The organism is Pseudomonas sp. 203-8 (assembly GCF_020708595.1).
Classification (GTDB): domain Bacteria; phylum Pseudomonadota; class Gammaproteobacteria; order Pseudomonadales; family Pseudomonadaceae; genus Pseudomonas; species Pseudomonas aeruginosa.
On record NZ_JAJFDF010000005.1, the window covers coordinates 333304 to 348442 of the forward strand.

The 15139-nt window shown below is 66.5% G+C and carries 13 protein-coding genes and 1 tRNA gene; 9 read left to right on the forward strand and 5 right to left on the reverse strand.

The window, feature by feature from the left end; all coding sequences use genetic code 11:
- Nucleotides 1-86: 86 nt before the first annotated feature.
- Nucleotides 87-413, reverse strand: a complete 327-nt coding sequence (locus LJF27_RS14160) for a TraR/DksA family transcriptional regulator (protein ID WP_003116271.1) — start codon at nt 411-413, stop codon at nt 87-89.
- Nucleotides 414-647: 234 nt separating this feature from the next.
- Between LJF27_RS14160 and LJF27_RS14165 the strand changes: the two genes are divergently transcribed.
- Nucleotides 648-1136 (forward strand): DUF3015 domain-containing protein, encoded by a 489-nt coding sequence (locus LJF27_RS14165; RefSeq protein WP_003094783.1) that lies wholly within the window; start codon nt 648-650, stop codon nt 1134-1136.
- 58 nt (nt 1137-1194) lie between these two features.
- Nucleotides 1195-3051 carry a DUF4105 domain-containing protein gene (locus LJF27_RS14170; RefSeq protein ID WP_003094784.1) on the forward strand — a complete coding sequence of 619 codons (1857 nt, stop codon included), beginning with the start codon at nt 1195-1197 and terminating at the stop codon, nt 3049-3051.
- Here the strand turns inward: LJF27_RS14170 and LJF27_RS14175 are convergent.
- The gene (locus tag LJF27_RS14175) at nt 3045-3599 is read right to left on the reverse strand and encodes an NADAR family protein (protein ID WP_023115582.1); all 555 of its coding nucleotides are present in this window, start codon (nt 3597-3599) and stop codon (nt 3045-3047) included. The two genes, LJF27_RS14170 and LJF27_RS14175, sit on opposite strands and share 7 nt — an antisense overlap.
- A 55-nt stretch (nt 3600-3654) precedes the next feature.
- Nucleotides 3655-5250, reverse strand: coding sequence for an RNA repair transcriptional activator RtcR (rtcR, locus tag LJF27_RS14180; protein ID WP_003119412.1), 1596 nt, complete (start codon nt 5248-5250; stop codon nt 3655-3657).
- Nucleotides 5251-5564: 314 nt separating this feature from the next.
- On the opposite strand from rtcR, the gene LJF27_RS14185 reads away from it, so the two are divergent.
- The 7 genes from LJF27_RS14185 to ccpA all read left to right on the forward strand — a co-directional run bounded on the left by LJF27_RS14185 (nt 5565) and on the right by ccpA (nt 11839).
- Nucleotides 5565-5638: transfer RNA gene (locus LJF27_RS14185), tRNA-Arg, on the forward strand.
- A gap of 271 nt (nt 5639-5909) precedes the next feature.
- Complete coding sequence (locus LJF27_RS14190; protein ID WP_023089640.1) at nt 5910-7055, forward strand: slipin family protein; 1146 nt, start codon at nt 5910-5912, stop codon at nt 7053-7055.
- 55 nt (nt 7056-7110) lie between these two features.
- Nucleotides 7111-8325 (forward strand): RtcB family protein, encoded by a 1215-nt coding sequence (locus tag LJF27_RS14195; RefSeq protein WP_017148580.1) that lies wholly within the window; start codon nt 7111-7113, stop codon nt 8323-8325.
- A 36-nt stretch (nt 8326-8361) separates the two neighbouring features.
- On the forward strand, nt 8362-9174 hold the full coding sequence (locus LJF27_RS14200; RefSeq protein WP_023115583.1) for a nucleotidyltransferase domain-containing protein: 813 nt from the start codon (nt 8362-8364) through the stop codon (nt 9172-9174).
- Entirely contained in the window at nt 9171-10196 is a 1026-nt protein-coding gene (gene rtcA / locus LJF27_RS14205) for an RNA 3'-terminal phosphate cyclase (protein ID WP_003112809.1), read from the forward strand. The genes LJF27_RS14200 and rtcA overlap by 4 nt, the downstream gene beginning before the upstream one ends.
- A 101-nt stretch (nt 10197-10297) precedes the next feature.
- A complete protein-coding gene (locus tag LJF27_RS14210; protein WP_003107850.1) occupies nt 10298-10675 on the forward strand; it encodes a hypothetical protein in 378 nt (125 codons plus the stop codon).
- Nucleotides 10676-10798: 123 nt separating this feature from the next.
- Nucleotides 10799-11839 carry a cytochrome-c peroxidase CcpA gene (ccpA, locus tag LJF27_RS14215; protein ID WP_003094815.1) on the forward strand — a complete coding sequence of 347 codons (1041 nt, stop codon included), beginning with the start codon at nt 10799-10801 and terminating at the stop codon, nt 11837-11839.
- A gap of 58 nt (nt 11840-11897) precedes the next feature.
- Here ccpA and gdhA read toward each other — a convergent pair whose 3' ends face one another.
- Both gdhA and LJF27_RS14225 read right to left on the reverse strand, forming a co-directional pair.
- Nucleotides 11898-13235 (reverse strand): NADP-specific glutamate dehydrogenase, encoded by a 1338-nt coding sequence (gene gdhA, locus LJF27_RS14220; protein ID WP_003094817.1) that lies wholly within the window; start codon nt 13233-13235, stop codon nt 11898-11900.
- A gap of 295 nt (nt 13236-13530) precedes the next feature.
- On the reverse strand, nt 13531-14922 hold the full coding sequence (locus tag LJF27_RS14225) for an outer membrane protein transport protein (RefSeq protein ID WP_019372174.1): 1392 nt from the start codon (nt 14920-14922) through the stop codon (nt 13531-13533).
- Nucleotides 14923-15139 lie beyond the last annotated feature (217 nt).

The window sequence follows — 15139 nt, forward strand, 5'->3', positions numbered from 1 at the left end:
CATCGGGCGGCAGATCGCCGCGGGGTGTCGTCGCCCGCATTCTCCCCCCAGCCTCGCGCCACTGACAAGGCGCGGATGGCGCTATCTCACCGATGTACCAGGTCGGCGCAGCGCAGGCAGTATTCCGCCGCAGGCAGGGCGGCCAGGCGCGCCGGTTCGATGGCCTCGCCGCAGCGCTCGCAGTAGCCGTAGCGACCTTCCGCCAGGCGCAGGCGGGCCAGGCCGACCTGACGCATCCCCGCCTCCGCCTCGGCGAGCAGGCCTTCGAGCACTTCGTCGTTCTGGCGCTGCACCGCCTGCTCGGCGAAGTCCGGCGAATGGCTGCGCGCCAGGTCCCGACGGATCGCCGCGGCGCGTGCCGCGTACTCGGTCGCCAGGGTTTCCAGGGCGGTAGCGGGGTCGAAAGCGCTCATATCCACCTCCTGCATGAGGAACGGCTGACCAAGGCCGGTTTCGCTCAGACCGACCAGAACTTTCCCAAGTCTGGACGGTTCCAAGCGGATTGCCGCTGACGCCGGTCAATTTTCGCCCGGCATTGCGCGCTGCCACCCATTCGGTGCCTTGACACCCCGGTGGCATTCCGAAAAGCTCACGGCGTCGCTGGCCCGCTCCAGATGGCTCCGATCCACCTCAAGAGAGAACAAACGATGAAACGGATTCTGCTCGGTACCCTGTTCGCCGCCGCCTCCTTCAACGCTTTCGCCGACGCTCCCGGCGGCGCCGGCTGCGGCTGGGGCAACATGCTCTTCAAAGGCCAGCGCGGCGTGGCCACCCACGTGGTCGCGGCGACCACCAACGGCACTTCCGGCAACAACACCTTCGGCATGACCACCGGCACCAACGGCTGCCATACCAACGGCGCGCTGTCCTATGGCGGCAAGCCCCTGCTGGTGCTCGGCAGCATGATGGACGAGCTGTCCGAAGACATGGCCAAGGGCAATGGCGAAGCGCTGACCACCTATGCCGTGGTGCTGGGCGTGCAACCGCAGGACCGCGAGCACTTCGCCGCCGTCACCCATGAGCATTTCTCCGAGATCTTCAACAAGTCCGACGCCACCGCCGCCGACGTCTATGCCAACACCCAGGCGATCCTGAAACAGGACGCCCGCCTGGCCAAGTACGCCGAGCAGGCCTGAGCCTCGCCGCCTGCCCGTTCGCGGGCAGGCCCCTTTCCCCAAGCATTAAGCCTTGCCGATGCCGAAACGCCTGTTGCCCTGGATGGCGCTGTGCGCCTGCTCCCCCCTTCTGGCTGCGCCCACGGTTCCCGAGGCCCGCCTCCAGCAACTGGCCGCCGATCCCTACTGGATCGCCCTCGGCCACTACGAACGCGGCAAGCTCGGCGGTTGGCGCAGCTACGTCGACGACGAGCGGTTCTTCCTCGCCGACAACGGCGAGAGCCACCCGGACGCCGAACTGGCGGCCACGCTAAAGGCGCTCTATGCCTCGCCCAGCCTTGGCGACAAGCATGCCCAGTGCGTCTACCCGGCACGCACCCGCTGGCTGCGCCAGCAACTGCAACTCGACGACCTGCCGCAGCCGCAGTGCGGCGAATACGACAACTGGTACCGCGACATCAACCCGCACAGCGCGGTGCTGGTGTTCCCCGCGGCCTACCTGAACAGCCCGTCGTCGATGTTCGGCCACACCCTGCTGCGCATCGACCAGGCCGACGTCACCAGCAACAACACCGCCCTGCTCAGCTACGCGCTGAACTTCGGCGCCTACATCGAAGGCATGGACAACAGCATCCTCTATGCCTGGAAAGGCCTGATGGGCGGCTATCCCGGCCTGTTCGCGCTGGTCCCGTACCGGGAGAAGCTGGCCGAGTACAGCCGCCTGGAGAACCGCGACCTCTGGGAATACAAGCTGAACCTCACGCCCGAGGAGACCGGGCGCATGGTCGAACACGTCTGGGAACTCAAGCAGGTCCGCTTCGACTACTACTTCTTCGACGAGAACTGTTCGTTCCGCCTGCTCGAACTGATGGAGATCGCCCGCCCGGGCATCGAGCTGACCGAGCAGTTCCCGCTTACCGCGATCCCCACCGACACCGTCCGCGCGGTGAAGAACGCCGGGCTGATCGAGCGCATCGACTACCGGCCGTCGCGCGAGAAGGAACTGCTCGCCCGCGCCGAACCGCTCGACCATGCCGAGCGCGACTGGGCCAAGCGCCTGGCGGACGACGACAGCCTGCTCGACGCTCCCGACTTCAAGGCCCTGCCGATGCCGCGCCAGGCGCTGATCCAGGACGCCGCCTTCCGCCTGGTGCGCTACCGCGCCACCGGTCAGGCGCGTGACAGCGGCATCGCCTCGCGCAGCTACAACCTGTTGCGAGCGATCAACCGCAACCCGCCGCCGGACCTCCAGGTCGAGCGCCCCGGCCAGCCGGAGGACGGCCACGAGTCACGGACCTGGCAGTTCGGCGTCGGCAGCCGCGATGACCGCGCCTTCGCCGAATACGGCCTGCGCATGGCCTACCATGACCTCGCCGATAACGCCTATGGCTTCCCCCTCGGCGCGCAGATCGAGATCGGCCAGCTCAAGCTGCGCCAGTACGAAGGCAACCGCTGGCAGTTGCAGAATCTCGACCTGGTCACCATCCGCTCGCTGACCCCGCGCAACCAGTTGCTCAAGCCGCTGTCCTGGCAGGTCGCCGGCGGCCTGGAGCGGGTGCCGGGCGAGGACGGCGACGAAAACCTGGTCAGCCACCTCAACGGCGGCGCCGGCGGCAGCTGGATGTTCGGCGACGACCTGCTGCTCTACGCCATGGGCACCGCGCGGATCGAGAACAACAGGGACTTCGCCGCCGCCATCGCCCCGGCGGTGGGCTTCGACAGCGGCTTGCTGTGGCGCAACCCGCTGGGCAACCTGACCCTGGAGGCCAAGGGCGACTACTTCCACAACGGTGAAGTGCGCCGCAGCCTGGGCTTCGTCCAGCAGGTGGAGCTGGGCCGCGACCTCGGCCTGCGCCTGAGCGCCGAACGCGAGTTCAGCCATGTCGGCAAGCCGATCAACGAGGTGAAGCTGGAGCTGCGCTGGTACTACTACTGAGCCAGCCTCCGGCGCACCTCCATCAGGGCGAAGCCGAGCAGGTTGAGGCCTTGCCAGGTCGCCGGCTCGGCTGCCAGGGGATCGCTCGCGGCCAGGCCGATGCCCCAGATCGCGTCCACCGGGCTGGCCTCGACCAGCACCCGGTCGGCGGTGCCCAGAAGGTATTTCTTCAGCGAAGCGTTCTGGCCGAACTTGCCGAGGTTGCCTTCGATCACGATTCCCACCCGCTCGGCGTTCCAGCGTGCCTCGTCGAAGCCGGCGACTTCGCGGCCGAGGACCTTCGCCTCGCCTGGGCTGCGCGCCGCCAGGATGCGCTCGAGCAACCTAGGGTCGTCGAACAAGCGTGCCTTGGCCGCCATCATGTAATGCTCGGCGCTGGCGTAGCGCACCCCGTCGAGCTTGAACGAAGCCTCGTACCACTGGCTGAAACAGCTCTTGCCGACCTTGTCATCCGTCGCCGGGCGATGTCCCCAGAAATACAGGTATTTGAAGCTTTCGCCGGCCGCGCAGCGCTGGCGCAGTCGCTCGACGTCCATTATCTCGCTCATCGGCATTCGTCCCTGGAGCCCGTGAAAAGACGCCAAGGATATCCCGAAGTGGTGTTCAGGCGCGTATCTGCGCCCAGTCCAGGCCGAAACGCGCCAGGTACTTGCGCAGCCGGTCGGCGTCGTTGGGGTTGCGCTTGTCCTGGCGCGAAACGGCGAACAGCCGGCGTCCCGCCTCGGAAAGGGTCTTAGCCCCGCGGCACACCTCCAGCACCGCCTGCAGTTGCAGGCGGTCGAACAGATCCAGGGCCTCCACCCGCTGCCCCAGCAGATCGGCCAGTGGCTCCCGGCCCGCATCGAGCCCCCAGGCCTGGCGCAGGCGGAGGATCTCCTCCTCGACCAGCGCCTCGTCGATCCGCCCGCTGTCGGCCAGGGTCGCCATCCGTGTGATGGAAGCCGACAGCTCGCGGAAGTTGCCGGCCCAGCGCGCTTCGCTGGAACCGGCGAAGGCCAGGTAGCGACGCTTGGCCTCCAGGTTGAAACGCACCTGCCGCCCTTGCTCGCGGGCGTGCCGCTCCAGTTCGAAGTCGATGTTCGGCTCGATGTCCTCGCGGCGTCCAGCCAGGCCCGGCAGCTCGAAGGTCCAAAGGTTGATGCGGGCGAACAGGTCCTCGCGGAACAGGCCTTCGGCCACTCGTCCGCGCAAGTCGCGGTGGGTCCCGGCGATAAGCTGGAAGTCGCTCTCCACCTCACGGTCCGAACCCAGCGGGAAGAAGCGCTTCTCTTCGATAGCCTTGAGCAGCATCGCCTGTTCGTCGGCGCCCAGCTCGCCGATCTCGTCGAGGAACAGCATGCCACCGTCGGCTGCGCGCAGCAGGCCTTCGCGCGCATTCTGCGCGCCGGTGAAGGCGCCCTTGACGTGACCGAACAGTGCCGACATCGCGCCGTCGCCGCGCAAGGTGGCGCAGTTGACCTCGACGAAACGCCCGTCGAGCTGGTGCCGGCTGCGCTTGAGTTCATAGATGCGCCGGGCGAGGAACGATTTGCCGGCACCGGTCGGCCCCACCAGCAGCATGGGTGCCCGCGAACGCACGGCGACCCGCTCGATCTGCTCGATGGAGCGGTTGAAAGCGGCATTGCGCGTGGCGATTCCCGACTTGAGAAAAGCCAGGCTTTCCTCCTGTTCGCGGCGGAACCGCGAGGCGATGCGGTCGTAGCGGGACAGGTCGAGGTCGATCAGCGTCGCCGAGCCCTCGGGATGGCGCGCCTCGTCCTTGCGCCGCGACGGCGAGGTCTGCACCAGCCGGGCCGGCAGGTAGCGCGCCTCGGTAAGGAGGAACCAGCAGATCTGCGCGACATGGGTCCCGGTGGTGATATGCACCAGGTAGTCCTCGCGCTCGGTGTCGAAGGGGTAGGCGCTGACGAAATCGTGCAGGGCGCCATAGACCTCCTCGAAGTCCCAGGGGTTGCGCAGTTCCATCTGCTGCAGGCGGACCTCGGTATGCGGCGACACCGCGGCGATGTCGGCGCGAATCCGCTCGGCCAGGCCGAGGTCGCGGGCGTCGTTGCCGTGGATCAGTTCGAGGCGGTCGATCAGCAGGTCCGGCTGCTGGCACAGGCCGATGCTCGGCCGCCACTTTTGCCAGCGCGCCGCGCCCTTGCCGAGACGGTCGAGGGTGGCGCCGATGAAGCCGATGGCGACCGTGCGTTTCATCACTGCTTATCCTTCAAGATAAAGATCGATATGAAAATATATAGAAATAGCCAGGCATCTCTCCATCGAATTCGCCGACGAAGCGCAATAAAAAATTTATTCACATTTAAAATCAAACAGTTAAGCAAGAAACAGTCTCATCGATAAAAACCTGGCACGCCGCTCGCTATATCCATTTCGACCGCATCGCCCATGCAGGCCGACGGGTCGGGACTCCAGTCCCGCCGGTGCCCGAGCCCACCCCTGGTGTCGGCGTCGTGCATGCCGCCCGCAACAACGACGGTCATTCGCGAATGACGGCAATGCCGCTTCGCGGTTCGATAGCTCAGCCTGGTAGAGCAACCATCCACGAAATGGTCTGTCGCGGGTTCGACTCCCGCTCGAACGTTGCCTTAACGGCAATCACTCAATGGCAACACCCGCCGGTGTGGCCGAGGCGAACTGCGCAAGCGGCCAGGAAGGCCGGACAACGCAAGGGAGCCGAAGCCGCCGCCGGCCCGTCCGGCCCGCGGTTCGGGCACGGGGCAAGGCAGGCCGGGGATCGAGGGAATCGATCGTATGGACAGGACGTCCGCCAGACCAACCTCCTCCGCGCTCCACCCACGACGCTCGACGGGCCGGCAACACCGGCACCACGGAAGAATGAAAGGAATGAAGAGATGAAAATGCTGAAGCGCTTTATCGTGAAGAAGAGCGAACGCGGCCTGCTGTATTCCGAAGGCGACTTCCTCGCCGTGCTCGAACCGGGCACCTACCGCCGCTTCGATCCGTACGACCGCCTGAGCCTGGAAAGCTTCAGCCTGAACACCCCGCAGTTCGAACACCGCCTGGCCGGCTACCTGCGGCAGAGCGAACCGCAGCTGGTGGAGCGCTACTTCACCCGGATGGACCTGGGCGACAACGAGGCCGGCCTGCGCTACGAGGACGGCGTGCTGGTGGAGTTGCTCGCACCGGGCAGCCGCCGACTGTACTGGAAAGGCCAGACCGAGCAGCGCCTGGAGCGCATCGACCTGACCCAGGACTATCGATTGTCCGCCGCGCTGGTCGCCCAGTTGCACCAGCCGAACCTGCGCGACCGCGCCCTGGCGGGCCTGGACGCAGTGTTGCTGGTCCAGGTGCCGGCGTTCCAGGTCGGCGTGCTCAAGGTCGACGGCGCCCTTGCCGGCCTGCTGCAAGCTGGACAATACGGTTTCTGGCGCTACAACCGGCAAGTCAGCGTGGAACTGGTCGACACCCGTATCCAGGCGCTGGAGGTCAGCGGCCAGGAGATCCTCACCCGCGACAAGGTCAGCCTGCGCCTGAACCTCGCCGCCAATTGGCGCTACAGCGACGTGCTCACCGCCTTCTCGCGGCTGAGCAAACCGCTGGAGTATCTGTACCGCGAGCTGCAGTTCGGCCTGCGGGCGGCAGTGGGCACCCGTACCCTCGACGAACTGCTGGAGAACAAGCAGTCGATCGACGAAGCGGTCAGCGCCCACCTGGCCGCCAAGCTGGAAGACAGCGGCCTGGAAGTGAGCGGCCTGGGCGTACGCGACATCATCCTCCCGGGCGAAATGAAGACCCTGCTGGCGCAGGTGGTGGAGGCGGAGAAGGCGGCCCAGGCCAATGTGATCCGCCGCCGCGAGGAAACCTCGGCGACCCGCTCGCTGCTGAATACCGCGAAGGTCATGGAGGAAAACCCGACCGCGCTGCGTCTGAAGGAACTGGAAACCCTGGAGCGGGTGGCCGAGCGCATCGACCGGATTTCGGTATTCGGTGGCCTGGACCAGGTATTGAACGGACTGGTCACGCTGAAGCAGGCCTGATCACGAACGATAGCCGCGCCGTCGACAAGACGGCGCGGAGCACAAGGAAAGCACGATGAAAGACATGAATATCCTCGAAGTGGCCGGCGGCAAGCCGATCAAGCTCTGGACCCAGGGCGTCCCGGTGGAGGAGGAAGCGCGCCAGCAGTTGCTGAACACGGCGAAGATGCCCTTCATCTTCAAGCACCTGGCGGTGATGCCTGACGTACACCTGGGCAAGGGCTCGACCATCGGTAGCGTGATCCCTACCCTCGGCGCGATCATCCCGGCCGCGGTGGGCGTGGATATCGGCTGCGGAATGATCGCCGCGCGCACCTCGCTGGTCGCCGCCGACCTGCCGGACAACCTGCACGGCCTGCGCAGCGCCATCGAGCAGGCGGTACCCCACGGCAAGACCTTCGGCCGCCGCGACCGCGGCGCCTGGCACGAGGTACCGGAGGCCGCCGACCAGGCCTGGAAGGCGCTCGCCGGTCGCTTCAAGGCGATCACCGACAAGCACCCGAGGCTGGAGAAGACCAACAACCGCCAGCACCTGGGAACCCTCGGCACCGGCAACCACTTCATCGAGGTCTGCCTGGACGAGGTCGACCGCGTCTGGTTCATGCTGCACAGCGGTTCGCGCGGGGTCGGCAACGCCATCGGCAACCTGTTCATCGAACTGGCCAAGGCGGACATGCGCCAGCACATCGCCAACCTGCCGGACAAGGACCTGGCCTACTTCGAGGAAGGCAGCCGGCACTTCGACGACTACGTGGAAGCGGTGGGCTGGGCCCAGGATTTCGCCCGGCAGAACCGCGCGCTGATGATGTACGCGGTGATCGAGGCGGCGCGCCAGGTGATCCGCAAGCCGTTCGAAGCCAACCTGGAGGCGGTCGATTGCCACCACAACTACGTGCAGAAGGAGCGCCACTTCGGCCAGGAGGTACTGGTCACCCGCAAAGGCGCGGTGTCCGCGCAGAAGGGCCAGCTCGGCATCATTCCCGGCTCGATGGGGGCGAAGAGCTTCATCGTCCGCGGCCTCGGCAACCAGGAAGCGTTCTGCTCGTGCAGCCACGGCGCCGGGCGGACCATGAGCCGGACCAAGGCGAAGAAGGTCTTCAGCGTCGCCGACCAGGCGCGCGCCACCGCCCACGTCGAATGCCGCAAGGACGCCGACGTGATCGACGAGATCCCGATGGCCTACAAGGACATCGACCGGGTCATGGAAGCCCAGCGCGAGCTGGTGGAAGTGCTGCACACCCTGCGTCAGGTGGTGTGCGTGAAAGGATGACGGGCGCCCTGTGGCGCCCGCTGGGGAAGAATCGAAATGAACAGGGAAGAACGCCATCCGCTCCCCGCCGCCATGCGCGAGCGGGTACTGGATGAGCTGGAACGGATCGAACGCGAGCACGACGTAGTCGTGCTCTACGCCTGCGAGTCGGGCAGCCGGGCCTGGGGCTTCGCTTCGCCGGACAGCGACTACGACGTACGCTTCGTCTATGTGCATCAGCCCGAGTGGTATCAGCGCGTCGAGGAACCTCGCGACGTGATAGAACGCCCGCTGAGCGACGAGCTGGACATCAGCGGCTGGGAGCTGCGCAAGGCGTTGCGCCTGATGCGCAAATCCAACCCGGCCCTGCTGGAGTGGCTCGGCTCGCCGCTGGTGTATCGGGAAGAGCCTGGCGTGCGCGAGGAACTGCTCTGGCTGGGCAACGCCTTTCACTCCGTACCTGGCAGCCGCCATCACTACCTGTCGATGGCACGCAAGAACTACCGCGGCTACCTGAAGGGCGACAGCGTCCGGCTGAAGAAATACCTCTACGTCCTGCGCCCGTTGTTCGCGGTGCGTTGGCTGGATGCAGGCCTGGGCTTGCCGTCGGTGGCGTTCGAGAGGCTAGTGGAAGCCACACTGGACGACCCGTCGCTGCGCGAAGAGCTGGATGCCCTGCTGAGCCTCAAGCGTCAGCGCGACGAATCGGCCTACGGCCCTCCGCGCCTGGCGCTGCAACGCTTCATCGAAGCGGAGTTGCTCCAGGCCGAACGAGGGGCCACCCAACCAACCGGCGCGCGCCAGGACAGCCGACTGCTGGATCGCTACCTCCACGACAAGATATGGCAATACACAAGGGAAACCTCATGAGAAAGGACCTCATCGAACTCGACGGCAGCGAAGGCGGCGGGCAGATCCTGCGTAGCGCCCTGAGCCTGTCGATGACCAGCGGCCAGCCGCTGCGCATCCGCAACATCCGTGGCCGGCGCAGCCGTCCGGGGCTGCTGCGGCAGCACCTCACCGCGGTGCGCGCGGCGGCGGAAATCTGCGCGGCCGAGGTCGAGGGTGCCGAGCTCGGCTCACGCGAGCTGGCGTTCCGGCCCGGTGCGATCCGCGCCGGCGACTACGCCTTCGCCATCGGCTCCGCCGGCAGTTGCTCGCTGGTACTGCAAACCCTGCTGCCGGCGCTGCTCGCGGCCAACGGCGAAAGCCGGGTGAGGATCAGCGGCGGCACCCACAATCCACTGGCGCCGCCGGCGGACTTTCTCCGCGACAGCTGGCTGCCGCTGTTGCAGCGGATGGGCGCGGAAGTCGACCTGGAACTGCTGCGCCACGGCTTCGTACCCGCCGGCGGTGGCGAGCTGCTGGCGCGGGTACGCCCGGCACGCTGGCGGCCGCTGCAACTGGAGCATCCCGGCGCGGCGCTGCGGCGCCAGGCGCGGGCGCTGCTCGCCGGGATTCCCGGGCACGTCGGCGAGCGTGAGCTGGAGAGGGTCCGCCAGCGCCTCGGTTGGAGCGACGAAGAACGCCAGCTGGAGTTCCTCGCGGAGGACCAGGGGCCGGGCAACGCCCTGCTGCTGCGGATCGACTGCGAGCACATCTGCGCGACCTTCTGCGCCTTCGGCCAGGCCGGCGTCAGCGCCGAACGGGTGGCGGAACAGGTCGCGACGCAAGCCATCGGCTGGATGGAAAGCGGCTGCGCGGCGGACGAGCACCTCGCCGACCAATTGCTGCTGCCCATGGCCCTGGCCGGCGCCGGCAGCTTCACCACGCCGCGGCTGAGCGCCCATCTGCAAAGCAACCGCCGGGTTATCGAACGCTTCCTGCCGGTGAGGATCGGCGACCAGGCGCTGGACGGCGGCGGTCATCGCATCGTCATCACATCGGCTTGACGAATTCCTCACCAATGCCGACCTAGACTCGCGCCGGACCTGCCAGCGGGCCCGGCGCGAATCTCCGGGAGCCCCATCCCGGCGGTCGAGGAGTCCCGGCCATGTCTTCTTCGCGTCTCGGCGTGCTTGTCCTCGCCCTGATCCTGCTCACCGCCACCCTGCTCGGCGGCTGCGAAAGCACCCACCAGTACCTGCTCGCCAAGGGCTACCCGCCCGCCTATGCCGACGGTTTCGACGATGGCTGCGGTAGCGGCCGCCAGGCGGCCGGCTCGATCAGCGGCGAATTCCGCAAGGACGTCCCCCGCTACCTGCGTGAGGCGATCTACGCCAGCGGCTGGGGCGACGGCTTCGAGCAATGCCGGTCGATGGCGCGGAGCGAAGAGCGGCGGCGTTTCGAGGAGCGCCAGTGGGACGACCGCGACGACGATTGGCAGCGCGACCGCGACCGCGCGTTGGCCCGGGCCTTGCGCGAGCGCTGAAGCACGCTGCGACAACCATCCGCAGCACCGATCCCGGTGCGCTTGATCCACGTCAAGCCGAGCAGCGCGCCGCTGGCCTCTCCTCACAGGACCGGTTGTAACGCCTGATAAGGAGAAAAAAAGATGCAGTCCTCGCAACTGCTCCCGCTTGGCAGCCTGTTGCTGTCGTTCGCCACGCCCCTCGCCCAGGCCGATGCCCTGCACGACCAGGCCAGCGCGCTGTTCAAACCCATCCCCGAGCAGGTCACCGAGCTACGCGGCCAGCCCATCAGCGAGCAACAGCGCGAACTCGGCAAGAAACTGTTCTTCGACCCGCGCCTGTCACGCAGCCATGTGCTCAGCTGCAACACCTGCCACAACGTCGGCACCGGCGGCGCCGACAACGTACCGACGTCGGTCGGTCACGGCTGGCAGAAGGGGCCACGCAATTCGCCGACGGTCTTCAACGCCGTGTTCAATGCCGCGCAGTTCTGGGATGGCCGCGCCAAGGACCTGGGGGAGCAGGCCAAGGGCCCCATCCAGAACAGCGTCGAGATGCACAGTACCCCGCAGTTGGTCGAACAGACCCTGGGCAGCATCCCGGAATACGTGGACGCCTTCCGCAAGGCCTTCCCCAAGGCCGGCAAGCCGGTCAGCTTCGACAACATGGCGCTGGCCATCGAGGCCTACGAGGCGACCCTGGTGACTCCGGACTCGCCCTTCGACCTGTATCTCAAGGGCGACGACAAGGCCCTCGACGCACAGCAGAAGAAAGGCCTCAAGGCATTCATGGACAGTGGCTGCAGCGCCTGCCACAACGGCATCAACCTGGGCGGCCAGGCCTACTTCCCGTTCGGCCTGGTGAAGAAGCCCGACGCCAGCGTGCTGCCCAGCGGCGACAAGGGCCGCTTCGCCGTGACCAAGACCCAGAGCGACGAGTACGTATTCCGCGCCGCGCCCCTGCGCAACGTCGCCCTCACCGCGCCGTACTTCCACAGCGGCCAGGTCTGGGAACTCAAGGACGCGGTGGCGATCATGGGCAACGCCCAGCTCGGCAAGCAGTTGGCGCCGGACGACGTGGAGAACATCGTCGCCTTCCTGCACAGCCTGAGCGGCAAGCAGCCGCGCGTCGAATATCCGCTGCTGCCGGCCAGCACGGAGACCACGCCGCGTCCCGCGGAATAACCGCCACAAGGAAAAACGGGGCTCCCCTGGAGCCCCGTTTTTCCTCTATGGGACGACCTCAGACCACGCCCTGCGCCAGCATCGCATCGGCGACCTTGACGAAGCCGGCGATGTTCGCCCCCTTCACGTAGTTGACCCGCCCCTGCTCCTCGCCGTACAGCAGGCAGGCATGGTGGATCGACTGCATGATGCCGTGCAGCTTGGTATCCACCTCGCCCTCGCTCCAACGCAGGCGCATGGCGTTCTGCGACATCTCCAGGCCGCTCACCGCCACCCCGCCGGCGTTCGACGCCTTGCCCGGCGCGTAGAGGATGCCGGCCTCGAGGAACAGGTCGACGGCTTCCAGGGTCGAGGGCATGTTGGCGCCTTCGGCGACACAGACGCAGCCGTTGGCCAGCAGGCGCCGCGCATCCTCGGCATCCAGTTCGTTCTGGGTCGCGCAGGGCAGCGCGATATCGCAGGCCAGGCCCCAGGGCCGGCGCCCTTCGAGAAACTGCAGGGAAAACTGCTCCGCCATCTCGCGGATGCGCCCGCGGCGCACGTTCTTCAGCTCCATCAGGTATTCCCACTGCTCGTCGGAGAGCCCCGCCTCGGCATACAGGGTGCCTTCGGAATCGGACAGCGAGATCACCTTGCCGCCCATTTCCATGACCTTGCGCGCCGCGTACTGGGCGACGTTGCCCGAGCCGGAGATCGCCACCCGCTGGCCGTCGAAGCCGCGGCCACGATCCTTGAGCATTTCCTGGGCGAAGTAGACGCAGCCGAAGCCGGTCGCCTCCGGGCGGATCAGGCTGCCGCCGTAGCTCAGGCCCTTGCCGGTCAGCACCGAGGTGAACTGGTTGGACAGGCGCTTGTACTGGCCGAACAGGTAGCCGATCTCACGCGCGCCGACGCCGATGTCGCCGGCCGGCACGTCCAGGTCGGCGCCGACGTGGCGGTACAGCTCGCTCATGAACGACTGGCAGAAACGCATCACCTCGGCGTCGCTCTTGCCCTTCGGATCGAAGTCGGAGCCGCCCTTGCCGCCGCCCATGGGCAGAGTGGTCAGGGAGTTCTTGAAGACCTGCTCGAAGGCGAGGAACTTCAGCACCCCGAGGTTGACCGAGGGATGGAAGCGCAGGCCGCCCTTGTAGGGGCCGATGGCGCTGCTCATCTGCACCCGGTAGCCACGGTTGACCCGTACCCGGCCCTGGTCGTCGACCCAGGGTACGCGGAACAGGATCGCCCGCTCGGGTTCGACGATGCGTTCGATGATGCCGGCTTCCAGGTAGTGCGGGTTGGCCTCGAGGAACGGCCAGAGGGAACGCAGCACCTCTTCCACCGCCTGGTGGAATTCGGGCTGATCGGGATCGCGCCGCTTCAGGCGCTCGAGGAAAGCGTCGACGGATTGCGTCATTTTTCTCACCGGTTTCTAGTTTTGTGAACAATTTTTTGCGCGTGACTCTAACAAGCCAGGCGGCACCTAGAAAGTGCGAAATGACGCATTGATGAATCTTTATGGTGCAAAACTGAAACTTTCCGGGTCCGCCAGAACGGCTAGGGCCAGAGCGCGCGCCTGGAACCAGGCTGGCTTCCGGGCAGGCCACGCACTGTTGAAGGGCGACGAAAGCACCGTTCGCGTGCATCCCGGCGCCAGATGTGAAAGGGCCTCCCCCTGACGGGGGAGGCCCTTTCTCTGCCTACGGCCGGGTCTAGAAGTCGTAGGTCGCGGACAGGCTGAACACCTGTCCCTTGCTGGTTGCCCTGCCATCCAGGCGTCCGCCGCCCAGGCGATCCTGGTTGACCGTCTTCAACGGCACCTCCTTGACGAACTGCCGCGAGTAGGCCGCGTCGATCGACAACTCCGGCATCGACTGGAAGCGATAGCCGGCGCCCAGGGAGGCGAAGTAGCGATCGCCGTCGGGAATCCGCGGGTCGCGGGTGGCATTGTGGGTCGGCGTCTGGTCGTAGGCGACCCCGGCGCGCATGGTCCACTGTTCGGTCACCTTGTAGTCGCCGCCCACCGCCAGGGTCCAGGTGTTCCGGTAGGTGTAGGGGATGGAGACGATCGTGTTGCCGTGGGACTTGAGGGTCAGGTCCTGGAATGACGACCACTCGGTCCAGGTGGCGCTGGCGCCCAGGCTCAGACGGTCGTTGAACTGGTGTACCCAGTCCAGCGAGGCGTAGGCGGGGATATCCAGGCGCGCCGAGGCGGAAGCGCCCATGCGCAGGTCCAGGCCGGGATAGGCCAGGCCCGGGGTGCCTCCCTCGATGGCGCCCTCGGTCAGCCCACCGTCGTGGTCGTAGAGGTTGTAGTGACCCTTCAGCTTGTTGCGGATCTTCGCGTGGTAGGCGAAGCCCAGGGTGTCGCGGTCGGTCGGCTTCCACACCGCGCCGGCGAAGAAGCCGGGCGAGGTGTTGTCCACCTTGACCCGCATCAGCGCGGACGAGTTCGAGGCCGGGAACGGAATCCCGCCCATGCCCGGGGAGTTGGCGGCCGAGGCATAGAGATCGAGGTTCTGACTGACGAAGCCGGAGGTGCGCTGGATGATCACCCCGGCGCCCAGGGAGAAGTTGTCGTTGACCTTGAACGACAGGGAGCCGGTCAGGCCGATCGTCTCGATCTTGGTGTCCACCGCGAAATCGCGGCCTTTCCAGTTCGGGTCCCAGGTACTGCGCATTCCCATCGGAACGACCTGGCTCAGACCGAAGGCGAAGCGGTCGTTGATCGGTACGACCAGGAAGCCGGTCGGCAGCCACGCGCCGAATCCGGCCTGGCCGCCATCGTTGGTAGCCAGCTCGGGGGTACCCGGCCCGTCCTGGTAGCCGCCGGTCATGGGATTGCCCTGGTAGTCGTAGGCATCGCCGTTGTACTTGATGTCGATATCGGCGTAGTTGACCGTCAACTGGGCGATCCGCTTGTCGATGAACGCCATGGCCGCCGGGTTGTTGAACGCGGCGCTCGGATCGTTGGGAAACAGCGAGCCGCCTGCCATCGCACGGCCCCAGCCCGCCGTGTTGGTGGTCGGCACCATGAAGCCGCCGGCTTGCGCCTGGGACGTGCCGAAGAGTCCGCCGACGATCAGGGCGCAGAGCAATGGCAATGGTTTTCTGGCAAACAGGCAGGAAATATCGTTTTTGTTGTTCAAGGTTTCACCCCTGGTGGACTGCTAGTGCACGGGGCACGATGGTCGGCCTGCTTGAGCGTCCTGGCGGACACCCTCCCCCAGACCGTTTTCCATGTGCGAACGAGGTTCTGCGCCGCTTCCGGCGGAAACTCCCTCGGACCTGCCGGCCCGCGAAGGACGCCTGGCAGCGGGA